General features: G+C 71.6%; 13 protein-coding genes, 3 tRNA genes and 2 pseudogenes. 10 read left to right on the forward strand and 8 right to left on the reverse strand.

What is annotated here, in order from left to right:
• The first annotated feature begins 127 nt into the window (after positions 1-127).
• The 4 genes from F1D61_RS11400 (at position 128) to ettA (ending at position 3,416) form a co-directional block, all read left to right on the forward strand.
• Positions 128-379 (forward strand): hypothetical protein, encoded by a 252-nt coding sequence (locus tag F1D61_RS11400; protein ID WP_203157949.1) that lies wholly within the window; start codon positions 128-130, stop codon positions 377-379.
• 26 nt (positions 380-405) lie between these two features.
• A complete protein-coding gene (locus tag F1D61_RS11405; protein WP_203159019.1) occupies positions 406-1,284 on the forward strand; it encodes a DNA/RNA non-specific endonuclease in 879 nt (292 codons plus the stop codon).
• 13 nt (positions 1,285-1,297) lie between these two features.
• A complete protein-coding gene (locus F1D61_RS11410; RefSeq protein ID WP_203157952.1) occupies positions 1,298-1,570 on the forward strand; it encodes a hypothetical protein in 273 nt (90 codons plus the stop codon).
• Positions 1,571-1,763: 193 nt separating this feature from the next.
• Complete coding sequence (gene ettA / locus F1D61_RS11415; protein WP_203157961.1) at positions 1,764-3,416, forward strand: energy-dependent translational throttle protein EttA; 1,653 nt, start codon at positions 1,764-1,766, stop codon at positions 3,414-3,416.
• Between the two features lie 104 nt (positions 3,417-3,520).
• Here the strand turns inward: ettA and F1D61_RS11420 are convergent, their stop codons facing one another.
• Complete coding sequence (locus tag F1D61_RS11420) at positions 3,521-4,750, reverse strand: polysaccharide biosynthesis/export family protein (RefSeq protein ID WP_203157963.1); 1,230 nt, start codon at positions 4,748-4,750, stop codon at positions 3,521-3,523.
• A 684-nt stretch (positions 4,751-5,434) separates the two neighbouring features.
• Here F1D61_RS11420 and F1D61_RS11425 point away from each other — a divergent pair.
• Positions 5,435-6,796 (forward strand): capsule biosynthesis protein, encoded by a 1,362-nt coding sequence (locus F1D61_RS11425; RefSeq protein WP_203157965.1) that lies wholly within the window; start codon positions 5,435-5,437, stop codon positions 6,794-6,796.
• 97 nt (positions 6,797-6,893) lie between these two features.
• Here F1D61_RS11425 and F1D61_RS11430 read toward each other — a convergent pair whose 3' ends face one another.
• Entirely contained in the window at positions 6,894-8,861 is a 1,968-nt protein-coding gene (locus tag F1D61_RS11430) for a capsular polysaccharide biosynthesis protein (protein ID WP_203157967.1), read from the reverse strand.
• A 302-nt stretch (positions 8,862-9,163) separates the two neighbouring features.
• Between F1D61_RS11430 and F1D61_RS11435 the strand changes: the two genes are divergently transcribed.
• Complete coding sequence (locus tag F1D61_RS11435; protein ID WP_203157969.1) at positions 9,164-9,937, forward strand: SDR family NAD(P)-dependent oxidoreductase; 774 nt, start codon at positions 9,164-9,166, stop codon at positions 9,935-9,937.
• A 29-nt stretch (positions 9,938-9,966) separates the two neighbouring features.
• A complete protein-coding gene (locus tag F1D61_RS11440) occupies positions 9,967-10,815 on the forward strand; it encodes a formyltransferase family protein (RefSeq protein ID WP_203157971.1) in 849 nt (282 codons plus the stop codon).
• 242 nt (positions 10,816-11,057) lie between these two features.
• Here F1D61_RS11440 and F1D61_RS11445 read toward each other — a convergent pair.
• The 5 genes and pseudogenes from F1D61_RS11445 to F1D61_RS11465 form a co-directional block, all read right to left on the reverse strand.
• Positions 11,058-12,426, reverse strand: a pseudogene (locus F1D61_RS11445) (aminotransferase class I/II-fold pyridoxal phosphate-dependent enzyme).
• Positions 12,423-19,866 (reverse strand): annotated as a pseudogene (locus F1D61_RS11450) (SDR family NAD(P)-dependent oxidoreductase). Before F1D61_RS11450 ends, F1D61_RS11445 begins: the two co-directional pseudogenes overlap by 4 nt.
• Positions 19,867-20,337: 471 nt before the next feature.
• Positions 20,338-20,574, reverse strand: a complete 237-nt coding sequence (locus tag F1D61_RS11455) for an Lrp/AsnC ligand binding domain-containing protein (RefSeq protein WP_048426071.1) — start codon at positions 20,572-20,574, stop codon at positions 20,338-20,340.
• Between the two features lie 112 nt (positions 20,575-20,686).
• The gene (locus tag F1D61_RS11460) at positions 20,687-21,991 is read right to left on the reverse strand and encodes a UDP-glucose dehydrogenase family protein (protein ID WP_203157973.1); all 1,305 of its coding nucleotides are present in this window, start codon (positions 21,989-21,991) and stop codon (positions 20,687-20,689) included.
• An 85-nt stretch (positions 21,992-22,076) separates the two neighbouring features.
• The gene (locus F1D61_RS11465; RefSeq protein ID WP_203157975.1) at positions 22,077-24,332 is read right to left on the reverse strand and encodes a glycosyltransferase family 2 protein; all 2,256 of its coding nucleotides are present in this window, start codon (positions 24,330-24,332) and stop codon (positions 22,077-22,079) included.
• Between the two features lie 352 nt (positions 24,333-24,684).
• Between F1D61_RS11465 and F1D61_RS11470 the strand changes: the two genes are divergently transcribed.
• From F1D61_RS11470 to F1D61_RS11480, 3 genes are all read left to right on the forward strand, one after another.
• A tRNA-Val gene (locus F1D61_RS11470) sits at positions 24,685-24,759 on the forward strand.
• Between the two features lie 147 nt (positions 24,760-24,906).
• Positions 24,907-24,981 (forward strand) — tRNA-Val (locus F1D61_RS11475).
• Positions 24,982-25,017: 36 nt separating this feature from the next.
• Complete coding sequence (locus F1D61_RS11480; protein ID WP_203157977.1) at positions 25,018-25,224, forward strand: hypothetical protein; 207 nt, start codon at positions 25,018-25,020, stop codon at positions 25,222-25,224.
• A gap of 378 nt (positions 25,225-25,602) precedes the next feature.
• Here the strand turns inward: F1D61_RS11480 and F1D61_RS11485 are convergent.
• A tRNA-Gln gene (locus F1D61_RS11485) sits at positions 25,603-25,676 on the reverse strand.
• Positions 25,677-25,748: the final 72 nt, after the last annotated feature.

Consider the following 25,748-nt stretch of genomic DNA (forward strand, 5'->3'; position numbering starts at 1 on the left):
AGCAACTCCGAAGAACATCCTGAACTCACGGTGAATTCCAGCCGCGACGCGACAGCCGCTCAGGCATGCCCTAGAATGCGGGAGAGACGGCGCGATTGCGCCTATACGCATCCCGCACGGAGGTCAGATGGGACGGTCGATACCGGCGCGCGGGCTCGTCCTCGGCTTGCTGCTGGCAGCGGCGGGCCTCCTCCCGGCGGGAGAGGCGCGGGCGTTGCCGCTCTACCCCGCGCTCGATCCCGCCTGGCTGCCGCACCTGCCCCGCTGCACGCGCGCGGACCGCACCTGCGACACCGTCTCGCGGCGGCGGATCCCCGCCTGTACCTGGCGGGTGCGCCCCACGCCCGAGGGCCCGCGACGGGTCCGGATCTGCGCGTGACCGGCATCGCCACGCTCCGCCCCCGGATGCCGGCGGCCGGGCGCGTCCTCCTGCTGCTCCTGGTGGTCCCGGCCGCTCCGGCGCTGGCGCGGAACTGTCCCGAGCATTTCGCGGGTGGCACGCCCCCGGCATTGACCAATCCGCGGCTCTCCGCCGACACCACGCTCCTGTGCTACCAGGCCTTCGCGGTTCTCCATTCGGGCCTGTCGCGCACGCCGCTCTACGCCGCCGAACACCTCACCGCCGCGCGGGTCGAGGCCGCCCGCCGGATCGACCGGGTCGATGCCTTCCACGAGGAAGACAGGCTTCCGGCGGCGGCGCGCTCGGACCTCGCGGATTACGCCGGCAGCGGATGGGACCGGGGTCACATGGCACCGTCGGGCGACATGCCGAGCCCGGGCGCGCAAAGCGAATCCTTCAGCCTGGCCAACATCGTGCCGCAGGCCCCGGACCTCAATCGCAGGCTCTGGGCCGGGATCGAGAGCAGCGTGCGGGCGCTGGCGATCGAGCGCGGCGACCTGTTCGTCGTCACCGGGCCGCTCTTCGAGGGCGCGAGCGTGCAGTCGCTGCGCGGCCGGGTGCTGATCCCGACACGGCTGTTCAAGGCGGTCTACGACGCCAACCGCGGCGAGGCGGGGGTCTATCTCGCCCGCAACGCCGCCCCGGGCGAGGCCTGGGAGGCGATCTCCCTTGACCGGCTCGCGGAGATCGGCGGCATCGTCGCCTTCCCGGACCTGCCGAATTCGGTCCGTCGCCGGATCATGACGCTGCCCGAGCCGCGGCGCGACGAATATGCCGGCGGCCCGCGCAGCCGCCGGGAGCCGGGCGTCCTCGACTGGCTCGCCGCCGAGTTGCGCCGCGCCGCCCGTCGCGCCTGGCGCGACTTCCTCCGCTCGCTGTTCTGACGAGACGCTCCAGATGCCCGCGCACGCGACGCCCGCCTTCACCCCCTTCGCCGACGATGCCGCCGTCCAGACCCTCGGCGGCCTGACACTCGAGAACGGAACGGCGCGGATCGCGCTGCACGGCTCCCTCGACTTCGCCCGCGACCGGGAGAGCCTGGAACGGGCGAAGGCGCTGGCCAAGACCCTGGCGGCGATCGTGGCGGCCCTGGAGCGCGAGGCCGATCTCCCCGAGCGGGCCGGCGAGGTCCGGGTCGCGACGACGGAGGTCAGGAACCCGTTCGGGTGAGGGCGTCCACGGGCCGCCCTGCACCCCGCCTTGCACCCCCCTGGCGGCCCTGGTAAGCGCGGGAGCACTCCCAATTCCCACGCGCGGCCGCCCGCGCCGGCGCCCGTCGGGCCGGATCATCGTCACGATCATCCGCCCGGCCCGCCCCGAATCCGGTCGGGACCGCGTGCCAGAACCCTGAAGGATCACCGCCATGGCCCGTGAATTCATCTACCACATGCGGGGTCTGACCAAGACCTATTCCAGCGGCAAGAAGGTGCTCGACAACGTGCACCTGTCCTTCTACCCGGACGCCAAGATCGGCGTGCTCGGCGTCAACGGTGCCGGCAAGTCGACGCTCCTGCGGATCATGGCGGGCATCGACACCGAGTTCAACGGCGACGGCTTCGTGGCCGAGGGCGCCCGGGTCGGCTACCTGCCGCAGGAGCCGCAGCTCGATCCGGACAAGACGGTCCGCGAGAACGTGATGGAGGGCGTCGCCGAGTCCCAGGCGATCCTCGATCGCTACAACGAGCTCGCGATGAACTATTCCGAGGAGACGGCGGACGAGATGACCCGCCTCCAGGACGAGATCGAGGCCAAGGGCCTGTGGGATCTCGATTCCAAGGTCGACCAGGCGATGGACGCCCTGCGCTGCCCGGGCGACGACGTCGCCGTGGCGACCCTGTCGGGCGGCGAGCGGCGCCGCGTCGCGCTCTGCCGGCTGCTGCTGTGGCAGCCCGAACTCCTGCTCCTCGACGAGCCGACCAACCACCTCGACGCCGAAACCGTGGGCTGGCTCGAAGGCCACCTGCGCAACTACCCGGGTGCGATCCTGATCGTCACTCACGACCGCTACTTCCTCGACAACGTCACGAGCTGGATCCTCGAGCTCGATCGCGGCCGGGGCATCCCCTACGAGGGCAACTACTCGTCCTGGCTGGTCCAGAAGCAGAAGCGCCTCGCCCAGGAAGGCCGCGAGGAGGAATCGCGCCAGCGCACCATCGAGCGCGAGCAGGAATGGGTCTCGGCCTCGCCGAAGGCCCGCCAGGCCAAGTCCAAGGCCCGTATCTCCCGTTACGAGGAGCTCGTCGCCAAGTCGCAGGAGAAGGGGCCCTCGACCGCCCAGATCGTCATCCCGATCGCCGAGCGGCTCGGCAACAACGTCATCGAGTTCGACCACCTGGAGAAGGCCTTCGGCGACCGGCTGCTGATCGACGACCTGTCGTTCAAGCTGCCGCCGGGCGGCATCGTCGGGGTGATCGGCCCGAACGGCGCCGGTAAGACCACCCTGTTCCGGATGATCAACGGCCTGGAGACCCCCGACAAGGGCGACATCCGCGTCGGCGAGAGTGTCAAGCTCGGCTATGTCGACCAGTCCCGCGACGCCCTGAACCCCGACGCGACCGTCTGGCAGGAGATCTCGGGCGGCAACGACATCCTGTATCTCGGCAAGCGCGAGATCAACTCACGGGCCTATTGCGGCGCCTTCAACTTCAAGGGTTCCGACCAGCAGAAGAAAGTCGGCGTGCTCTCGGGCGGCGAGCGCAACCGCGTCCACCTCGCCAAGATCCTGAAGAGCGGGGCCAACGTGCTGCTCCTCGACGAGCCGACCAACGACCTCGACGTCGACACCCTGCGGGCGCTGGAAGAGGCGCTGGAGGATTACGCCGGCTGCGCGGTGATCATCAGCCACGATCGCTGGTTCCTCGACCGGATCGCGACCCACATCCTCGCCTTCGAGGGCGACAGCCACGTCGAGTGGTTCGAGGGCAACTTCGCCGATTACGAGGCGGACAAGAAGCGGCGCCTGGGCGTCGATTCCACCATCCCGCACCGGATCAAGTACAAGAAGTTCAGCCGCTGAGCGGCGAATGGGGCGGCGCTCAGCCGCCCCTCTCCCCCCGAACCTTCGGACAATAAAAAAACGGGCCCTGCGGGGCCCGTTTCCGTTTCGGGGATGTCCGAAATCTACTTGGTCACCGCGTAGAGCGAGGCGCCGGACGCGATCGGCGAGGTGACGGTCGAGAACACGCTGAGCACCTTCTGGACCTCGGTGAAGGGGGCGTTCGAGACGTAGACGAGGTCGCGGTTGCGCATCCGGAACGCCTGGGAGACGAACAGGCTGTTGGGATCGCGCATGTTGATCCGGTAGACCACCGGCACGAAGTTCGAGGACAGGAGCGGGCTGCTGGGGCGCAGGCGGCGCACCACCGAGGCCGGCTCGAACCGGAACACGAACACGCCGGCCGGATCGGCCTGGAAATCGCGCAGGCCGCCGGACTTGGCGAGCGCCTGGGCGAGGGTGATGCCCTCGGCCGAGAACGGGATCTCGTAATTCGCCCCCGTGGCGCCGACCGCCAGGAAGGTCTGGGGGTCGCGCACCAGGGTCAGCGTGTCGCCCGGGCGCAGGAAGATGTTCTCGCGCGGGTTGGAGACGACCGCCGTGAGCGGCACCGTCGCGGTGGCCGAGCCGCGTGAGAGCCGCACGAAGGTCTCGTTCACAGGCGCCGCGACCCCGCCCGCCGTGGCGATGACGTCGAGCAGCCGGTCGCCCTTCTCCGTCAGCGGCACGCGGCCGCCGCCGAGGCTGGAGGCCGGGCCGCCGCGGGCCGCGGCCAGGCGGGCACCGCCGCCCGCCGCCGCCGCCTCGCCCAGCACCGTGACGCTGGTGCTGAGCGGCGAGTTCACCGTGATGAGCACCTGCGGCTGGATCGCCTTGCCGGCGAGATCCTGCTCGATCTGCGCCTGCACGTCGGCCGCGCGCTTGCCCGCGACCTTGATGCGGCCGGCATAGGGCACCGAGATCGTGCCGTCCCGGGCGACGATCTGCTCGGGAATGCTGGAGGATTTCGAGCCGGTGGACAGGCCCCCGACCATGGGGGCGGAGAACAGGCCGCCGCTGCCGGCCTCCCAGATCGTCACCGTGACGCCGTCGCCGACGCCGATCACCGGCAGCACCGAGGGGCGGCGGTCGCCGAAGGAGGCGAGCAGACTGTCGAGGGGTCGGCCGCGCAGGGCCTCGACCACCGCGGCGTCGACGTCGACGATCTCGTAGCGGGCGAGCAGGCCCTGGTCGGTCGCCACGTCGGCGCCCTCAACGACCGCGCTCGCCGTCGGCCCGGCCGCGGGCAGGAAGCTGCTGCATCCTCCGATGAGGCAAGCAGCCGCCAGGACCGCTGGCATACCGACGCGCACCATGCACCACCCTCCAAAAACCACCCGGGCCGCCCGCGACGGCCCTGCCGGTCTTCCCGCTCCATCGATGCCGGCGCACCGGCATCCGTCCCGTTCGATCGTCCGGCGCGATGGGGAGCCGGTCGACCTGCGGCCGAACGCGGCCACGCTTCGCCGCTCTTCCCTAGCATCCCGCCGGCCCTTCCGGGATGCGGGGAGCGATCAACGCGGCGCTCCGCGCCCATAAGCGGCACCGGTGTTGCACGGGGCCCACGTCTGAAGGACCGGACACCGGCACCTCGGCCGCAAATGCGTCGCGAGCGTGGCGGCAGGGGCACCGGCTGTGGCGCGAGGGCAACGTCGCCTGGGGATGGCGTGTGAATCGCGGGAATAAGTCCCGCCCCGTCCACGTTCCTGCCCAGATCATCGGCCTAATGGCGGCATCCGCCCACCGGACGATCGCGACGGCCCCCGCCGCGGTCGCACGATGGTGGCCCTGCGATTTTTCGTGAGTGTTGCAGGCTTGCCATTGTCCGCACCGGTCCGGGCGGTACTGTCCGCGTCGTCAGCGGCTCGCGCGCGAGGATGCGCGCCCGAATGTCCGTCCGGGCAAGCTGGCAGCAGCGTGCTCGGGCCTTCGCCGTCTTAAGGGCTCCACCGGCAGGCCGCGCCCGGTCGCCGGATCCCGCCCAGAGCCGAGGTGTGCCCGTGAGAGCTGATCCCGCGCGAACCGTCGAACCGAGCCATCAGGATACCCGCCATCAGGATGTCCGTCCGGGCCGGCGCCAGGTGTTCCTGTTCCTGCAGGGCCCGATCACGCCGTTCTTCGCCCGGGTCGCCGACGCGCTGGAGGCGCGGGGTCACCGCTGCCTGCGGGTGAATCTCTGCTTCGGCGACTGGATGTTCTGGCGCCGCGCCGGCGGGGTGAATTTCCGCGGCACCCGCGAGACCTGGCCGGCCTTCATCGCCGACCTGATCGACCGCGAGGGCGTGACCGACCTGATGCTGCTCGGCGAGCAGCGCTACTACCACAAGGTCGCGGTCGCCGCCGCCAAGGCCCGCGGCCTGAACGTCACGGTGACGGATTTCGGCTACCTGCGTCCGGACTGGATCACGCTGGAGCGCGACGGCATGTCGGGCGACAGCTGCTTCCCGAAGGACCCGGAGGCGGTCCTGGCGCTGGCCGCCCAGGCGCCGGAGCCCGACCTGGTGCCGCGCTACCGCGACAGCTTCTGGCTCCAGGCGGTCTGGGACATGGCCTACCACCTGATGAGCAACTGGCTCTGGTGGCTCTATCCCGGCTACAAGTCGCACCAAGTGCATCACAACGCGCTGATCTATCTCGGCACCGCCCTGCACATGCTGCGCTCCAAGCGCACCGGCCCGCGGGTCGACGCGCTGGTGCGCCGCCTGCGCGAGGCCGGCACGACCTATTACGTGCTGCCGCTGCAGATGGAGAACGACTTCCAGCTGCGCGCCTACTCGCCATTCTTCGACCTGAAGACGCCGATCCACGCGGTGATCCGCTCCTTCGCCGAGCACGCGCCGGGGGAGTCGCGCCTGCTCGTCAAGATCCACCCGCTGGATCCGGGCATCCGGAACTGGGCGCGCATCGTGCGCCGCTCGGCGGAGAAGTGGGGCGTGTCCGACCGGGTCGACTTCGCCGATGGCGGCGACCTCGGTGCGATGCTGGACGGCTGCCGCGGCGTCGTCACGGTCAACAGCACCGTCGGCCTGTGGTCGATGCGCGCCAACAAGCCGACCATGACGCTCGGTGCTGCGATCTACGACATCCAGGGCCTGACCTACCAGGGCGCGCTGGAGACGTTCTGGACGAAGGCCGAGGCGCCGCGGCGCGACCTCTGGGACGCCTTCATCAAGGCGATCGTCGCCAACATCCAGATCCGCGGCGTCTACTACAAGAGCGAGGGCATGGCGGCGGCGGTGGAGGCGACGGCCTCGCGCCTCGACCTCACGCAGGGCGCGTGGCTCGAGGTCCGCTCCCGCGCCCGCACCACGCCTGAGACCGGCGACGACCTGCCGGGCATCGAGGCGCTGCAGAACGCCTGACCGCGACAAGTCACCGAACGAGAATGAACCCGACGGGGCCGGCAACGGCCCCGTTTTTTCATGGCGAAGGGCTGCCCACGCGCTCGGGCCGCCGCCATCATCCCCGCCGCAGCACGCGGCGCCAGATCACCGACCAGACCTGCTTGAGCACGGCCTCGGGCGTGCGGGCACGGCGCGCCAGCTCCGGGTCGCCCTCGGCGAGGCGCTGCACCAGAACCTCGGGCGGGCAGGGCAGGCCGGTGCGCGGGTCGACGTAGCGCGGGTAGAGGATCAGGGCGCCGGCCACCAGTTCGTCGAGCGTCAGGCGGCGGGTGCGGCGCGGGCAGCCCGGATCGTCGGTGAGGCCCCAGCCGGCATAGAAGGGCAGGCCGTGGGTGGTCACGGCCTTGCCGCGCATGAGCGCCTCGAATCCGATCAGCGAGGTCATCACCTCGACCCGGTCCGCCGCCTCGATGGCGTCGATCGCCGAGACGTCGCGCAGGACCACGTCGGCATGGGCGGCGAGCTCGTCCGGCGGCACCCAGCCGGGACGCAGGCCCGCCTCGACGTCCGGATGAGGCTTGAAGGCGATCACGGCCCCGGGATTGCGCTCGCGGGCCAGCCGCAGGAGCGCGGCGTTGCCCGAGACGGTCGCACCGCCGAAGCGGATCGAGGCGTCGTTCTCGACCTGGCCGGCGACCAGCACCACCGGGCCCGGCCGCGGCATCGCCGGCATCGCGGCGCTGCCGACATTGTACTTGCTCACCCGTGCGGCGACGACCGCCTCCCGCAAGGCGGCCGCCCGGGCGAGGAGATCGCCGGAGAACGTCCCGGTCTCGAGCAGGTGCTCGAGGTCGCTCGGGCCCGTGGCGTCGTAGTAGACGCCGGTGGCGTCGAGGACGTGCGAGGCGCCCGGCCGCAGGGCGACCCCGAGGCCGATCGAGCGCAGGAAGCCGTCCTCCATCCGCAGGAGCGGCAGGTCGGCGGCACGACAGGCGGCCTCGAGGCCGTCCGGCATCCGGCTGGCCCAGGCCACGACGCGCCGGACCTGCGACAGCTCCGCCGGCGTCACCGGCGCGTCGCCCCGGCGCACGACCGGGCGGTGGCCCGGCGCCGAGAGAGTCCTGGTGATCCAGTCCCGCTTCCAGGCCGAGAACCCGACGCAGAGGGTCGGCACCGCATTCTCGCGCCAGCGCGACGCGATGAGGGCAAGCGTCGCGACGGCGTCCTCGAACCGGGCCGGCGCCCCCGAATAGGGATCGAAATAGCGCGAGCAGACGAGGTAGGCGGCGGCGAAGACCTCGTCCGGCCGGCGATGGCGGGTGCGCCGGGGCAGGTGCAGCCGATCGTCGGTGAAGCCCCAGCCGGCATAGAAGGGCAGGCCGAAGCAGGTCACCGGCGTACCGGCGAGCGCCGCCTCGAAGCCGGCATGGGCCGAGACGACGTAGACGCGGTCGCAATCCTCGGCCACCGACCAGGCGGTGACGGGACCGCTCACCAGGCGTGCGCCGGCCGCCTCCGCCGCCGCCGCGTCGATATGGCCGCGCCGGCCCACGGGAGCGGCGGGATCCATCACCACCAGGCGCTCGGCCTCCGGCGCGTCGGCGGCGGCGGCCGCCAGCATCGCCGTAAAGGCGCTGGCGCCGGCGAGGCCGAAGCCGACCGTCGGATCGCCGGCCGCCTGGTCGACGATCACAACCCGCCGGCGGGCTCTATCCGTCCGCGCCGGCAGGTCGCGGCGGCGCGGGTCGTTGTCGAGGCTCAGCCGCGCCTCGCGCAGGCGCGCGATGCCGTCCCGGGCGCGGGCCATCAGCTCATCCGATTCCCAGCCGCCCTCCTCGAGCATCACCTCGAGCTCGCTCGGTGCCGTGGCATCGTAATGGATGCCGAGCCCGTCGATGATGTAGCTCATGGACCGGTCGGGCCGGGGATCGCCGAGGCGCAGGAAGCCCTCGTCCCACCGGTCGCTCAGCCGCACCCGCCGCGAGGTCGGCTCGCTGCCCAGGCGGCGCGAGCGCCGCGGACCGGGCCCCTCCGACTCCGAGGGCATCCGGGGCCACAACCGCTTCAGCTTGCCGCGATCCATCCGCCTCTCACTCACTGCGGACCGTGCCCGCCCAGCCCTGCCCGCCCAGGCGATGCAACCCGGAGCAGGGGCCGTTCCATATCGCTCCGGCCCCGTCAAGCACGCGCCCTGTGCGCACGAGACCGGACCTCGACGGGTCCGATCCTGTCCTGCACCGGTTTTCGTTAAAGTCGTTCTGATTTTTCCGGTCCCGCCGTTACCGGAATTTTCCGCGCTCGACGAGGGCCGCCGTGCTACACGCGCGGGCCGTGCCGCCGCGTCCCGATCGATACCGGAGAACCGTCCTTGCCGGAGAACCGCTCTTGCCCGTCATCCTGATCACCGGCGCCTCGAGCGGCATCGGCGCGGCCCTGGCGCAGCATTACGCCGCCCCCGGCGCGACCCTGGTGCTGAACGCCCGCGGGCCCGAGCGCCTGGAGGCGGTGGCCGACCTCTGCCGGCGCAAGGGCGCCGCGGTCGAGACCCGGCCCCTCGACGTGCGCGACCGGGACGGCGTGCGGGCCTGGATCGGCGACGTCTCCCGGCGGCTCGGCCTCGACCTCGTCATCGCCAATGCGGGGGTCAATGGCGGCCATCCCGAGGGCGGCCTGGAGACCGAGGAGACCGCCTTCCTGGTCCTCGACGTCAACCTGATGGGCGCCCTCAACGTGGCGCTGCCGGCGGTCGCCCTCATGGCCGAACGGGGCAAGGGCCAGGTCGCGCTGATCTCCTCGCTCGCGGCCTATGCGCCGCTCCCCGACGCGCCGGCCTATAGCGGCACCAAGGCGGCGCTGCTCGCCCACGGCCTGGCGCTGCGCGAGAAGCTGGCGCCGAAGGGCGTACGGATGAACGTGGTCTGCCCGGGCTACGTGAAGACCGCGATGGGCGCCGATTACGAGGGCTGGCGCCCGCTCGAGATGAGCGCCGAGGCGGCGGCGAGGCGCATCGCCAAGGGGCTGGCCCGCGACGAGGCGGTGGTCGCCTTCCCGGCGGCGCTGGCAGCCGCGGCGCGGGGCGCCGCGCTGATCCCGGAATCCTGGCGCCGCCTCGGCATGCGCGGCTTCAGCTTCCGGATGAGCGAGCGCCAGCAGCGCTGACCCTGACGGTTATGGAGACGTAAAGTCCGGTGCGGATCGCCCTGTTCACCCTCGAAGCCCTGCCCAACGCCCGGGCCGTGCGCCGCTTCGTCGCCGACAACGCCGCGCGGATCGCCTTCGTCGGCCTGTCCGACCCGGAGCGGCCGAGCACCGGCGGGCTCGCCGGCCAGGTGCGGCGCCATCTCGGGCGCTCCGGCCCCGGCTTCCTGCCGTACCTGGCGGTGAATTTCGGCCTGCCCGACCTCGTCCGGGGGCTCGCGCCCGCGACGCAGGCGCTGTCGGGCAGCCGCGACGTGCCGGAGGCGACGCCCCTGCGCACCTTGTGCCGGCGCCTCGGCCTGCCGCACGCCACCATCACCGACGTGAACGGGCCGGAGACGACCGGGCTCTTGCGGGAGCACGGCGCCGAGCTGATCCTGTCATTCCATTTCGACCAGATCTTCGACGCCGCGACCCTGGCGGCGGCCCCGAAGGGCGGGCTCAACGTCCACCCCTCGCTGCTGCCGCGCCACCGCGGGCCGGTGCCGACCCTGCACGCGCTCCTGGAAGACAAGCCGGATTTCGGCGTCACGGTGCATCGGCTGGCCCCGGCGATCGATGCCGGCGGGATCCTGGCGCAGGCACCGGTGGCGCTGCCCGAGGGCGTCACCGCCTCGCGGGCGGCGATCCTGCTGCACGAGGCCGGGCGGCCGCTGCTGGAGGGGGTTCTGGCCGAGGCCGAGCGGGCGGGCGCGCTGCCGGAGGGGCGGAGCGTCCCGGTCCTGCCCTATTGCGGCTTCCCGACCCCGGCGCAGCTGCGTAACTTGAAACGGCGGGGGAGGCGGCTGGTCGATGCGGGGGATCTGAGGGAGGCGTTGAGCCTGTCGCTCAAGCCATGAGCGGGCGGCATCGCGAATGCCGATACACTCCCAACTGGAATTTACCCTCCTCGTCATCCCGGGGCCGCGCAGCGGAACCCGGGATCCATAACCGCCGACGATGCAGGACGAGGCGGAGCGCGTTCCGATCTTTTCTGAGGCGTCAGCGGTTATGGATCCCGGGTTCTCGGCTGCGCCGAGCCCCGGGATGACATTGAGGGTTTCAGATCCGCAGGAGGGGCCCAAAAAGCCTCCCCCGGGTCTCACGCCCGCCGCGACATCAGCCGCTCGACCAGCGACCCGCCCTGGTTCAGCTCGTCGAGTTCATCCGCCAGAGCCGTTACGGTCTCGCGGATCTGCTCGGGGCTATGCTCCGAGGTGATGAAGAAGCGCAGGCGCGACGAGCGCTCCGGCACCGCCGGGTGGATGATCGGCTGCACGTTGATGCCGCGCTTGAACAGCCGGTCGGACAGGGTCACGGCCTTCAGCGAATCGCCGAGGATCACCGGCACTACGGCAAGACCCAGGCTGGTGCCGGTATCGAGGCCGCGCTCGCGGGCGGTGGCGAGGAACAGGGCGCCGTTGCGGCGCAGCCGCGCCACCCGCTCCGGCTCGCGGTGCATGAGCGCCAGGGATGCGGTCGCGGCCGCGGCGAGCGGCGGCGACAGGCCGACCGAGTAGACGAAGCCGCCGGCGGTGCACTTCAGCAGCTCGATCAGCGCGCCGGCCCCCGCGACGTACCCGCCGCAGGAGGACAGCGTCTTCGACAGCGTGCCCATCCAGATGTCGACGCTGCCGGGGGCACGTCGCAATGCTCGTGCAGGCCGTGGCCGTCCTTGCCCAGCACGCCGAGGCCGTGGGCGTCGTCCACCATCAGCCAGGCGCCGTAGCGCTCCTTGAGGGCGACCACGCCGGCGAGGTCGGGGCGTCCCCGTCCATGCTGTACAGGCCCTCGATCACGATCAGCGCCCGGCGGTGCTCGTGGCGCGTCGCGTGCAGCAGCGATTCGAGGGCCTGGAGGTCGTTATGGGCGAAGCTGCGGCGCTGGGCGCCCGACAGCTGCGCGCCGGTGACCACCGAATTGTGGATCAGGGCGTCGTGATAGATCACGTCGCCGGGCTCGAGCAGGGCCGCGATGGTCGCCACGTTGGTGGCGTGGCCGCTCACCATCACCACGCAGGCCTCGGTACCGTAATGCGCGGCGATCGCCTTCTCGAGGACGAGATGGCCCGGGCGCTCGCCGGCGACGATCCGGCTCGCCGAGGCCGAGGTGCCGTACTCCGCCAGCGCCTCTTGCGCCGCCGCGTTCACCTCCGGATGGCCGTTGAGCCCGAGGTAATCGTAGGACGAGAAGTTGGTGAAGCTCCGCCCGTCGATCCGCGTCGTCGCGCCGGCCTTGGCGTCGTGGACGCGGAAGAACGGGTTGCCGAGGCCGATCAGGTCGGCCGCCGAGCGCTGGAGCTTCAGCTCCTTGTAGGCCGGCAGGCTGTCGAAGCTCTGCGCCTGGGCCAGGGCCGGCTTGGGCGACGGCCGGGCCGGGGCGGGACGGGCCGGAGCCTTGCCGAGGCGGGCGGCGACGAAGCCCGCCAGGGCCTCGCGCCCGCCCGCGCCGTGGGAGGATCCGCTGCTCATTGGGTGATGACCTTGATGTCCTGGCTGTTCTTCTCGACCAGCGCCTGGAGGGATTGCAGCGCCTCGGCATCGGCCGATTCGACCCCGCCATGGCGCTGCGACAGGCTGACCACCGCCGCCGCGCTCTCGTCGACCGGGGCCGCCACCGACTGGATCAGGGTGTCGGCGAGTTCGGTCACGGTCTGGCCGCTCGACACGCCCGACGGCGGCGCGTCGAGGCCGAAGCGCTCCTGCAGGCTGGCGCCGAGCTCGACGCCCATGAGCGAGTCGAGGCCGATCTCCGAGAGCTGGCGCACCCGGCTGATGTCGTCCTTCGGCAGGCGCAGGATGCGGGCGATGTCCTCGACGATGGCGTCCGCCACGGTCTTGCGGACGTCGTCGAGGTCGTGGGCGCGGAGCAGGCCCGGGATGCTGATCGCGACCTGGCCGCCGGCCTCCGCCTGCTGCTCCGAGCCGAGGCTGGCGTAGCTCGGCGAGCGTAAGGTAGCCAGGCGCTCGCGCGCCTTGCCCCAATGCATCGCCGCAATCGCGATCACCGCATCGTCGGGCGCCGTGCCCTGCACGCCCAGTGCCTCGGCCATCAGGTCGAGGGACTTGCGGGCATCGACCGGGGTGACGCCGACGCGGCCGGCCAGCGTCTCCATCACCGCCTTGTTGCGGGCGAGCACGCCGACATCGCCGATGGCGCCCCAGGCCACCGCCAGGGCCGGCAGGCCGAGGCGGCGGCGCTGGCGGGCGAGGCCCTCCATGAAGCCGTTGGCGGCGACGTAGGAGCCCTGGCCCGGATTGCCGATGAAGGTCGTGGCCGAGGAGAACAGCACGAAGTAGTCGAGCGCCCGATCGCGGGTCAGCGCGTCGAGATGCCCGGCACCGGTCACCTTCGGGGCGATTACCGCCTCCAGGGCCGCCGGATCGAGGTTGGCGATCAGGCCGTCCTGCAGCACCATCGCGCCGTGGATGATGCCGGCGAGCTTGACACCCTTGGCTTCCACCCGCCCCAGCAGGCGCTGGACCGAAGTCCGGTCGGTGATGTCGCAGGATTCCACCTGCACCGAGACGCCGCGGGCCGTGAGCTCGGCGATGGTCGAGAGCGCCGGTTCGCCGGTCGGCGCCTTGCGGCCGACGAGCGCGATGTGGCGCGCGCCCCGGTCGGCGAGCCAGCGCGCCGCCTCGATGCCGAAGCCGCCCAAGCCCCGGTGACGAGGTGGACGCGGTCGGGCGCCACCACGAAGGGCTTCGTCGTCTCGGCCGGGATCGTGCCGGCCTTCGGCGGCGCGATCACGATCTTACCGACGTGACCCGATTGCTGCATCAGCCGGAAGGCGTCCGAGACTTCTTCCGCCGCGAAGGGCTGGTAGGGCAGCGCCTTCAGGCTGCCGTCGGTGAACAGAGCCATCACCTCGCGGAACAGCCGCTTGCCCTCGTCGGGCTGGAACTGGAGCAGCTGGTCGAGGTCGACGCCGAAATACGACAGGTTCCGGCGGAACGGCCGCAGGCCGATATGGGTGTTGGCGACGTAGTCGCGCTTGCCCAATTCGACGAAGCGCCCGAAGGGCTTCAGCGAATTCAGGCTGCGCTCCATCGCCTCGCCGAACAGGCTGTTGAGCACCACGTCGACGCCGTCGCCGGTGATGCGGCGGATGTCGTCGACGAAGGCGAGCGAGCGGGAATCGAGCACGTGCTCGGCGCCGAGCGCCTTGACGAGCGCCCGCTTCTCGTTCGAGCCCGCGGTGGCGATGACCCGGGCGCCGCGCATCCGGGCGATCTGGAGCGCCGCGAGGCCGACGCCGCCGGCGCCGCCATGGACCAGCACCCACTCGCCGGCCTTGAGGCGGGCGAGCGTGACGAGGCCGTAGAAGGCGGTGAGGAAGGCCACCGGCGTGGTGGCGGCGGCCTCGGAGGACAGCCCCTGGGGAGCCGCCGCCACGACCATCTCGGGCACCACGATGTGGGTGGCAAAGCCCGACTGGGCGAAGGCCACCACCCGGTCGCCGGGCTTGAACGCGGTCACGCCTGCACCCACCGCGGCGACGCGGCCGGCGCATTCGAGGCCGAGCCGCGGGCCGGCAAAGCCGTCCTCGAGGATCTCCTCGGGCAGCATCGACAGGGCCCAGAGCACGTCGCGGAAGTTGAGGCCGGTGGCCTCGACCGCGATCTCGATCTGGCCGGGGCGGGCGCGACGCGCTCGGCCGGGCCCCAATGCATCTCGTTGAGGCCGCCGGTGGTGCTGCGCTCCAGCCGCGCGGCAGGCGCCGCCGGACCGGACCGCCGGGCGGAGCGGGCGCCCTGCGAGAAGCGCACCACGCGGGTGGCGTCGTCGTCGACCACGATCTCGGTCTCGGCCGTGCCGGACAGGATCAGGTCGCGCAGGCGCTCCGCGGCGCGCTTCGAGGAGATCGCCGTCGAGAGGTCGATGCGGCGCACGTCGAGGGAGGCGACCTCGTTGGCGAGGGTCCGGGTGAAGGCCCAGATGCCGGCCTCGACGCCGCAGGCGAGCCCGCCGCGGTCGCGGGTGGCGCCGGGGCAGACCACCCAGAGCCGGGTCGGGCGGGTGCCGAGATGCTCAACGCAGCGCTTGAGCCCGAGGCAGCGCTCGCGCAGCCGCTCGGCCGGCTCGCCGCCGCGGTTGAACGCGCCGGCGAGGTAGACGACCGTATCGGGCGTCTCGCGCTCCAATTCGCGCAAGGAGGCCTCGGAATCGAGGATGATCGAGACGTGGACCCCGCTCGCCACCAGGAGCGTGGCCAGAGACGAGGCGGTCTCGGCCGCGAACTCGTCCTCGGAGCCGATCACGAAGGCGAATGTCTGGCCGGCCGCCGCCTTCGGCCGCGGCGGGGCTTCCGCGAGCAGCAGCAGGTCGTTGCCGTTGCGGGTGACGGCGCGGTCTGCCGCGACCTTGACGAGGCCCACCGCGCTCAACGAGCGCTGCCAGCCCGCCACGTCGTCGAGGCGGCCGACCGGAACGTCGCCGTCGGCGTCGAACCAGCCCGCATCGAGGCCGAACACCATGTCGCGGAACAGCGAGGCGCCGGGCTCGACCGCGGCGAACAGGCCGCCGGCCGCAAGGCTCGAGGCGAGCGGGCTGAAGAGGTCGCGGGAGGCGCGGTGGAGCACGTCGCTCGCCAGCACCGCGTCGAAGGCGGCGTGGCCGAGAGCCGCCGGATCCTCGACGATCGTGACGCCGGCAGGCAGGGCGAGGCGGGCGCGCTCGGCGAGGCGCCGGTCGGCCTCGAACACCGTCAGGCGCGCTTCGTGCAGGCCGGCGAAGGTCGCGACCTGGGCCGAGAGCGGCCCGAAGCCGACCTGGAGCAGGCGGAGCGCCCGGTCGCGCGGCAGCGACGCGGCGCTCTCGGTGAGGAGCCGCATCACCGCATCGGCCGAGGCCCGCACGGTGGCGCCGCGCAAGGAGAACGCATCGAGCGCCGCCTGGGGCAGGGACGGGGCGTCGGCGAGCGAGCCGGCCAGCACCCGCGACACCACGGCGCCAAGATCGGCGCAGAGCAGCAGCTCCGCCGACAGCTCCGGGTGATCCGCCGCGATCCAGCGCATGATCTCGTCGGGCTCAGGCAGCGTCACGTCGGCGCGCAGGCGCCAGCGTCCGTCACCCGCGGCATCGGCGAGACCGCTGACCTCCAATGCCAGGAGCTGGTTGACGAGCCAGGGCCGCAGGGCCGCCGGCAGCCGGCGCGAGGCCGCGACGTCGACGACGCCGCCGACCGCGAGGCCGCGGGCGAGCCGATCGGCGAGCGAGGTCGCCCAGCCTTCGAGCAGCATGTGGCCGGCGCCCAGAGCCGCCTCGCCGGTCGCGGTGACCGAACCGGCCTGACGGCGGACCAAGGCCGCGACGGCCGGCTGCGGCTCCAGCGCGATCGCCGTCGGCTCGGTGGCGAGCTCGGTGAACTGGCGGATCGCAAAGGCGTCGAGGTCGTTGCCGCCCTTCATCCGCAGGGCCTGGAACCGGCCCTCGCGCAAGGTGGCGATCACCTCGCCGGCCTCGTCCACCAGGGTGAAGTCGGCCAGGATGCTGCGCTCGTTGCAGCGCCGGGTGCGGATCACCGCCCGGGCGATGGCCGCGCCGGGGCGCACGAGCCGGATCTCGCCGAAGCGGATCGGCACGTAGGCCCGGCTCGCCGCCTCGCCGAGGAGATCGGCGAAGAGCAGGATCAGGCCGTGGAAGCACGAGTCGAGGCGCGCCGGCGCCACGCCGTAGCGGGCATGGGCCTCGGCGGGCACCAGATCGGAGACGATGGTGACGTCGTCGAGCCGGGCCGAGCGGGCGACCTGGCGGAAGGACGGGCCGAAGCCGAGGCCGGAGGCCTTGGCGCGGGCGTAGAGCGCCTCACCCTCGACCGTGGTCTCGGAGGGCAGGGCGGCCATGTCGCGGCCGGTCAGGCGCGGCGGCAGCGGCGTCTCGCCCTCGACCAGCTTGGCGACGGCGTGGAGCTGCCAGGGCGCCTGGCTCAGGCGCGGCCGGGACAGGATCTGCACCAGGTTGGCGCCCGGCGAGAACCGGCACAATACCTCGCGCACCGCGTCCTCGGCGAAGACCATCGGCTGCTGGATCTCGAGATCGGCGAGCGTCACGCTCTCCGAGCGCACGATCTCGCGGCCGACCGCCAGTGCCATCTCGGCAAAGCCCGCGCCGGGTAGGATCGCCTGGCCGTCGATGCGGTGGTCGTCGAGTTCCGGCACCGTCGCGACGTCGAGATGGGCCAGCCATTCCAGCCCGTCCGAGCCCTGGCGGGCCCCGATCAGCGGGTGGTAGGGCCGGGCGCTCGCCGGGTTCACCGCCTCGGTGGTCTCAGGGAGACGGAAGACCTTGCGCTGCCAGGGGTAGTGCGGCAGCGCCACGCTGCCCGCCGGATCGGCGCCGAAGGCGACCACCTCGTCGATCGCCGCACCGGCGGCGAGCGCCGCCGCCAGCGCGCGGCGGAAGGGGTCGGCCTCCAGGGTCTTCTTCGGCAGCACGCCGACGGTGGCGCCATCAAAGCCGAGCGGCTCGAGGCAGTCGCCGATATGCGGCAGCAGGGTCGGGCGCGGGCCGACCTCGACGAAGATCCGGGCGCCGGCTTGCGCCGCGGCCTGGACCGCCGCGCTGAAGCGCACCGGCTCGCGGATGTTGCGCCACCAGTAGCCGGCGTCGAAGGCGGCGCCGTCGAGCACGTCGCCGGTCACCGTCGAGGCGAGCGGCACGGTGCCGGCGGAGGGCGCGAGCCCGGCGAGGTCGCGCCGCAGGGGCGCCTCGATCGGGTTCATCAGCCGGCCGTGGAAGGCGTAGTCGAGGTCGAGCTTGCGGCCGCGGCGGCGCTTGCGGGCGAGCGCCTTCATGGCGGCGTCGATCGCCGCCACGGGACCCGCCACCGTCACGGCCTTCGGGCTGTTATAGGCGGCGATGTCGAGTTCGGGGTAATCGACGAGGAAGGCCTCGACCTCCTCGACCGGGGCGAGCAGCACCGCCATGGTGCCGAGCCCGCGGGTCGCCTCCTGGTGCTTCGAGCGGTAGAAGATGACCTTCACCGCCTGTTCGAGCGTCAGGATGCCGGCGGCTTCCGCCGCGCCGATCTCGCCGACCGAGTGGCCGACGATCGCGGTCGGCGTGAGACCCACGGCCTTGAGCGCCGCGGTGGAGGCGGCCTCGATGGCGAAGATCAGCGGCTGCGACACGCTGGTCAGCGCGAGGCGCTTCTCCAGGTCGTCGGCGAAGAGGGCGTCCTTCAGCGACCAGCCGGCGAGCGGCTTGAACAGCGCGTCGGCCTCGTCGAAGCGGGCGCGGAAGACCGGGTTGAGGGCATAGGCGTCCCGGCCCATCCCGGCCCATTGGCTGCCGTTGCCCGAATACACGAAGGCGACGCCGCCGGCGCGCTCGACCGCGGTGGCGACGACCGCCGCCGGGGTCTCCTCGCCCTCGGCGATGGCCCGCAGGGCCTCGGCCACGTCCCCGGGCTTCAGGTCGGAGAGCGGGATCGCGGCGCGGACCGGCAGGCGCTCGCGGCGATGGGCCGCCGCCGCGGCGACGCGGGCGATCTCGGCCGCGTCGGCCCCGTCGAGGCGGGTGGAGTAATCCTGGGCGAGGTCGGCCAGGGCCGCCTTGGTCTGGGCCGAGACCAGCAGCACTTCCGGGGCCGGCTGCGCCGACGCCGCGGCAGCCGCGACCGGCGCCGGATCGGTCAGGATGACGTGGGCGTTGGTGCCGCCGAAGCCGAACGAGTTGACGCCGGCGAAGCGCTCCGCACCGGTGCGGGGCAGGGGGCGCAGCTCGCGGTTGACCGCGAGGTTCAGCTCGTCGAACGGGATCGCCGGGTTGAGCTCGGCGCTGTGCAGCGAGGGCGGCAGCAGGTCGTGCTCGAGCGCGAGGCTGGCCTTGAGCAGGCCGGCGAGGCCGGAGACCGGCTCGGTATGGCCGATATTGGTCTTGATCGAGCCGATCGGCAGGGGCGTCGCGCGGCCGCGGCCGAGCTTGCCGCCGATGGCGCCGGCCTCGATCGGGTCGCCGACGGGCGTGCCGGTGCCGTGCGCCTCCATGAAGGCGATCGAATCGAGGGCGACGCCGGCCTCGCGGTAGATCTCCTCCAGCAGCGCGCCCTGGGCGTAGCCGGAGGGCAGCGAGATGCCGGTGGTGCGGCCGTCCGAATTGACCTTCGAGGCGGCGATCACGCCGCGCACGGTCGACCCGTTGCGGGCGGCGGCCGCCGCCGATTGCAGCACCAGGACGACGCCGCCCTCGGCGCGCACGTAGCCGTCGGCGGTCGCCGAGAAGGCCTGGCACAGGCCGGTCCGCGACAGCATCGAGGCGTTGGAGAACGACACGAAGTTAAACGGGCTGACCAGCAGGTTGACGCCCGCCACCACCGCCGTGTCGATCCGCCCCGAGGCGATCGCCGCCACCGCGGCGTCCAGCGCGACGAGGGACGACGAGCAGGCGGTGTCGAGGGTGAAGCTCGGCCCCTTCAGGTCGAAGATGTAGGAGATGCGGTTCGACAGGATCGACAGCGTGTTGCCGGTCGCCGCGTAGGCGTCGCCGGAGGCGGTGTCGAGCACCCGCAGGTTGCCGTAATCGAGCGAGGAGGCGCCCACGAACACGCCGATCGGGCTGCCGGCCACCGCCGACGGCCGCATCCCCGCGCTCTCGAGCGCTTCCCAGGTCAGTTCCAGCAGCAGGCGCTGCTGCGGGTCCATCTGCTCGGCCTCGCGGGGCGAGATGCCGAACACGGACGGGTCGAACGACCACGGATCGTCGATGACGCCGGCGGCCCAGGTGTAGCTCTTGCCGCGCTCCTGCGCCCGGGGATGGCCCATGCGCTCCAGGGACCACCGGTCCTCCGGGATGCGCGAGACGGCGCACCGTCCCTCGATGAGCATCTGCCAGAGGCTGTCGACGCCGGAGGCGCCCGGAAGCCGGCAGGCCCGACCGATGATCGCGATGTCAGGACGCTGTATCACGTTCGATTCGCTACACGCTCATTTACGGAGGACCGGACGCGACGGCGCCGCATCCGGGCATTCAACCCAACCCATAGTATGACGCCCGCGCCGCGCCAACCCCGGGACGGCGCGAACCATCCCGAAGACGCAAGACTTGGTCCAAGTGTGGCATACCTTCATCAGTCAAAGTCCTGCCGCTCGACCAGGGACAAAGCCCTGACATGCGACACAACACTGTCATCGAGAAGATTTGCCAGACCTCGCACACCGTCCGATCGAGCTTGACGCGACCCGGGCCGGACCGGGGCGCGCCGGATCCGTTAGACCCGACGAATCGGGTCGCAATGGGGCAGGCCGGGGCGGGAATCACCCGTGCTGGAGCAGGCCACGATCGCGCTGCAACCGTGACGTGCTCCAAGTTTTTGTCTTTGCCGCATTTTCCGCGACGAACCGGCATCCATTCCGTCGGAAAATGCTCCCGCGGTTGCGTCAGAATGCCTTGAAGGTGATGATGGTGCGGGTATCCTGGATATCCGCGATGGTCTGCACGTGCTCGGCCACGAAATGCCCGATATCCACCCCGTCATCGACGTGGAACTTCGCGAGCACGTCGTAATGACCGGCCGTGGAGTAGATCTCGGAAGCGATCTCGCGATCTGCCAGGGCGCTCGCCACGGTGTAGGTTTTGCCCAGGCGGCACTTGATTTCGACGAAGAAGGTCTGCATCGGCTGGCTCCCGGCAATCGGTGGAACTGGAATCGGAATCATTCTGGAGTGTGCTGCGCACCGTCTCGCCCCCGCAACGGCAACGCTGCGTCAATCCGGGCTCTCATACCGGTCAGGGCCGCCCGACGCTGGCATAGGTGAAGCCGTGCCGGCGGGCATCCTCGGGCCGGTAGACGTTGCGCAGGTCGACCAGCACCGGCTCGGCCATCGCGCCGTGCAGGCGCTTGAGATCGAGGGCCCGGAACGCGTCCCATTCGGTCACGATCACGAGAGCATGCGCGCCGGCGGCGCAGGAATAGGGATCGGCGGCGTATTCGACCTCGGCCAGGAGCGGGCGGGCCTGCTCGACGCCCTCCGGATCGTAGGCCACGATCCGCGCGCCGGCATCCTGCAGCCCGGTGATGATCGAGAGCGAGGGCGCCTCGCGCATGTCGTCGGTGTTCGGTTTGAAGGTCAGCCCGAGCACCGCGATCCGCCTGCCCCGCACCGATCCGCCGCAGGCCGCAGCGACCTTGCGGGCCATGGCGCGCTTGCGGCTGTCGTTGACCGCCACCACCGTCTCGACGAGGCGCACCGGGCTCCCCGCATCCTGCGCGGTCTTGACCAGCGCCAGGGTATCCTTGGGAAAGCACGAGCCGCCATAGCCGGGGCCGGCATGCAGGAACTTGCGGCCGATGCGGTTGTCGAGCCCGATGCCGCGGGCGACCTCCTGCACGTCGGCGCCGACCTGCTCGCAGAGATCCGCGATCTCGTTGATGAAGGTGATCTTGGTGGCGAGGAAGGCGTTGGCCGCGTACTTGGTCAGCTCGGCGGTGCGCCGGCTCGTCACCAGGATCGGGGCGTGGTTGAGGTAGAGCGGGCGGTAGAGCTCGCTCACGATCGCCGCGGCGTCCGGGTCGTCGGCGCCGATGACGACGCGGTCGGGCCGCTTGAAATCGGAGATCGCCGCGCCCTCGCGCAGGAATTCCGGGTTCGAGGCGACCGCGATGGCGACGTCCGGCCGCGCCTCGCGGACGATGCGCTCGACCTCGTCGCCGGTGCCGACCGGCACGGTGGACTTGGTGACGACGACGGTCGGCCCGGTCACGGCGGCCGCGATGTCGCGGGCGGCCTGGTAGACGTAAGTCAGGTCGGCGAAGCCGTCGCCGCGGCGCGACGGCGTGCCGACGGCGATGAACACCGCGTCGGCGCCGGCCACGGCCTGGGCGAGGTTCGTGGTGAAGGTCAGGCGCTCCTGGCGCACGTTCTCGGCGACGAGCGCGTCGAGGCCGGGCTCGTAGATCGGGATGCGGCCGTCCTTGAGGGCTGCGATCTTTTCCGGCGCGGTGTCGACGCACACGACCGTATGGCCGAAATCCGCGAAGCACGCCCCCGAGACCAGGCCGACATAGCCCGCTCCCACCATCGCAACGCGCATCTCACGTCCTCCCGGCAGCCGCGCGGCCCGGCGCCCGCGGGCACCGCTGTAGCGTTGCAGTGCAAAACGAGCAACGGCCGGGCGGTCACCAGAGCCGGAACAGCGCCTTCGCCCGGGCGAGGTTGGGGTTATAATAGGGGTCGTTGCGCAGTTCCGGCCCCCAGCGCTCGGTCATGGTGGCGACCTCGGCCTCGAAGCGGGCGCGCTTCTCCGGCGTGTCCTCCTTGCCGCGGCTCTTCGATTCGTGGTGCGTCAGGGCGGCGTGCGGCGTCCAGATCACGCGGTAGCCGGCCTTGCGCACCCGCAGGCAGAGATCGATGTCGTTGAAGGCCACCGCGAGGCGCTCGGCATCGAAGCGGCCGACCGCCTCGAACACCTCCCGCCGCATCATCAGGCAGGCGCCGGTCACCGCCGAGACCTCCTGCGAGATCACCATGCGGCCGAAATAGCCCGGATCGTCCGGCCCGATATCCGGATGGCTGTGGCCGGCGACCCCGCCGACGCCCAGGACCACGCCGCCATGCTGGAGCGTGCCGTCCGGATAGGACAGCTTGGCGCCGACCGCGCCGACCTCGGGCTCGACCGCGATCGCGGCCATCTCGGTCATCCAGCCCGGCTCCACGACCTCGATGTCGTTGTTGAGGAACAGGAGGAGCGGCCCGCTCGCGGCGGCCGCGCCGTCGTTCGAGAGGCCCGAGAAGTTGAACGGGCCGGGGCGCGCCAGCACCCGCACCCGCGGATCCGTCGCCGACTCCTCCAGCAGCGCCTTGGCCGAGGGCTCGGTGCTGCCGTTGTCGACCACCACGATCTCGATGTCGGGATAGTCGGTCCTCGTCAGCAGCCCGTCGAGGACGACGCGCAGCAGCTCGGCCCGGTCCTTCGTCGGGATGATCACCGAGACGCGCGGGGCCGGATCGGGGAGCGCCCGCACCAGCCGGTTAAAGCCGAGCGGGCCGCGCTCGACCCGGTGCGGCCAGCCGCGCCGCGCCACCAGTTCCTCCAGCGCCTTGAGCCGCGCCGCCTCGGCCCGGGCGAGAAATGCGTCCGAGAAGGTGCCGGAGCCGATCGCGGTGCGCCAATGGTAGAGGATCACCGGCAGGTGGCGCACCCGACCGGGATCGAGCCGGTCGCTCAGGCGCAGGAGCAGGTCGTGGTCCTGGCTGCCCTCGAAGCCCGGGCGCAAGCGCCCCACCGCCTCGACCAGGCTGCGGCGCACCACCGTCAGGTGGTTGAGGTAGTTCTGGCCGTAGAGGAGCTCGGGGTTCCAGTCGCCCTTGAAGTGCGGCTCGAAGCGCCGCCCCTCGGCATCGATCTTGTCCTCGTCGCTGTAGATCAGGTCGAGCTCCGGCTCGCGCCGGATCGCCTTGGCCACCTCGTAGAGCGCGTGGGCCGGCAAGACGTCGTCGTGGTCCATGAAGGCGACGTAGGCGCCCCGCGCCAGCCCGAGCGCCGTGTTGGTGGCCGCCGCGATGTGGCCGTTCTCGGGCCGTCGCTCGACCCGGATGCGGGGATCCTCCGCCGCCGCCCGGGCGAGCAGGCGCGGCACCGCCGGATCGGTCGAGGCGTCGTCGGCGATGCACAATTCCCAATGCGGGTAGAGCTGCCCGCGGACCGAGCGCAGGGCCTCTTCCAGCACCTTGGGGCCCGGGTTGTAGACCGGCATCACCACCGAGATCAGGGGTGCGTCGCGCCACTGCGCCACCTCGGCCGCGATGCGGGCGCGATCGGCCTCGCTCAACGTGTCGAAATGGCGGACCCAGGTGTCGTAAGCGGTAAGCCCCGACGGCACGAGGGCGCGGGCGAGTCGGTGCTGCGAGCGCACCCTCTTGCCGACCGCGCGCCAGAACAGCGCCTGGCCGGTGATGACCGGCCGGCGCAGGGCCGCCCGGCCGACGAGCGCGAGGCGGCTCCTCACCGTGACGGTGAATTCGGCGATGCTCAAACCCTGCTCGCCGAGCATCGGCGTCAGCGTCAGGGCGGTGGTGCCGGCGGGCAGCCGCCCGAGCCAGGTGAAGCGGCCATGGCCGAAGGCGCGCTCGGACAGGCCGGTGGCTTCCGGCCCCTCCGGCCCGTCGACGATGGCATTCAGCTCGACCCGGCTGAAGGCGCCGTGATTCTCGTCCTTGAAGGCGATCGACACCCAGCGCCCGCCGAGTCCGAGATCCGCCACGTCGAGGCGCAGGCCCTCGGTGCCGAAATCGAGCTTCAGCCGGGAAAAGTCCCGCACGACCCGGCGCCCGCGCCCGAGGCGGAGAGCGGCGCGCAAGGGGTGAGGGGACACGGAAGGGGTCGGGGCTGTCACCTGTCCTCGCGGCTCCGGCGGCCACCCGAACGGCGGCATCACCAATGAAATCAATTGGTTAGATCGATCATCACGGGCGCCCGTGTAGCAGGGAGGCGGCGAGGCTGGCAAGGTCCATCGCGACGCCTGCGGGAAACGCGGCCCCTGCTCGGCACGCGGATGAACGCGAGGGCGGCGCGGGATCGCGAGCGGGTCATCGGTCTTGGCGAGGGGCGGAGCGGACACCCGGTCCCGAGAAGCAGGACTCCCGAACCTGCGGCCCTTAAGGGCCCGGGGCCGCGCCGTCGCGAGCCGGCAATGGAAATCCGCGTCGCCGCAGGAAGCCGCTTGTCACCCGCCGCAACTGCCTCTATACGCCCTCTCACACCGGGGCCGCGACAAACGGCACCGAGGGCGCGTAGCTCAGCGGGAGAGCACTACGTTGACATCGTAGGGGTCACAGGTTCGATCCCTGTCGCGCCCACCATCGCCACTCCGGATGTCAGGGTCTTCCCTCGGAGCGGTGCCGGATCGAATGGTCCGGAGCAGATATAAGGTCAGACGGCTCCTCGGTATCGAGGGTGCCGGAATGGATCCCGAGGCGATCGCACCATGCGTCGCCGAGCCGGTTGATGGGCGCGTAGCTCAGCGGGAGAGCACTACGTTGACATCGTAGGGGTCACAGGTTCGATCCCTGTCGCGCCCACCATCACCTCTTTCTCCGTCGCAAGCCTCGGACGTCCCCATGACCGATCAGGATGTGGGCGTGGCCTTCGCCACCCTGGCCACCGCGCTCGCGGTCGCGCTGCACAAGCAGGGCGTCGCCGATGGCGAGGCCCTGCTGGCCGAGACCGTCGGCACCCTCGAGGCCGTGCTGCAGGACGATTATCCGGACACGGCCCGGGCGATCCTCTCGGCCTGCGCCCGCTCGCTGCGGGCGGCCGAGGGCTGACCCCGCGGGTTCCGCCGGGCGGGACCTTCGGGCGGCCAGGGAAGAGCCCCGCGCCATCGCGCATCCGTCCGCCTCGGCGGCAAGCCCCCATCTGGCATCAGCGCCCCTGACGGCAGCGCGACGGTCTCGTCCGCCGCATGGGCGCAGGACGACAACGGGGGTCCATGGACGAACCCCACGCGCAGCGACGCCGGGCCAAGCTCCGCCGCAGTGCCGTTCCGCATGGCAAAACAGATCAGGTGCCAAGCCGCCGCGTCCGACCAGCATGCGGCGGCGACCGCACGACACCAATCAGCCGCCATCATCGCAGGGCCGCCGGGGCACAGCGAAGCGGCAAGAAAAAGCCCGCCAAGTCGAAGACTTGACGGGCGAAACTTTTGGCTGGGGGACGTGGATTCGAACCACGACTAACGGAGTCAGAGTCCGCTGTTCTACCGTTAAACTATCCCCAACGAGGTGTTTCGCGCTGTGGACCGGAGGAATTTTCCGCCCGTCCGGGGTGGCGCGTCACCGCCTCGGTGCGG

Origin of the sequence: Methylobacterium aquaticum, assembly GCF_016804325.1 — a bacterium.
GTDB lineage: Bacteria > Pseudomonadota > Alphaproteobacteria > Rhizobiales > Beijerinckiaceae > Methylobacterium > Methylobacterium aquaticum_C.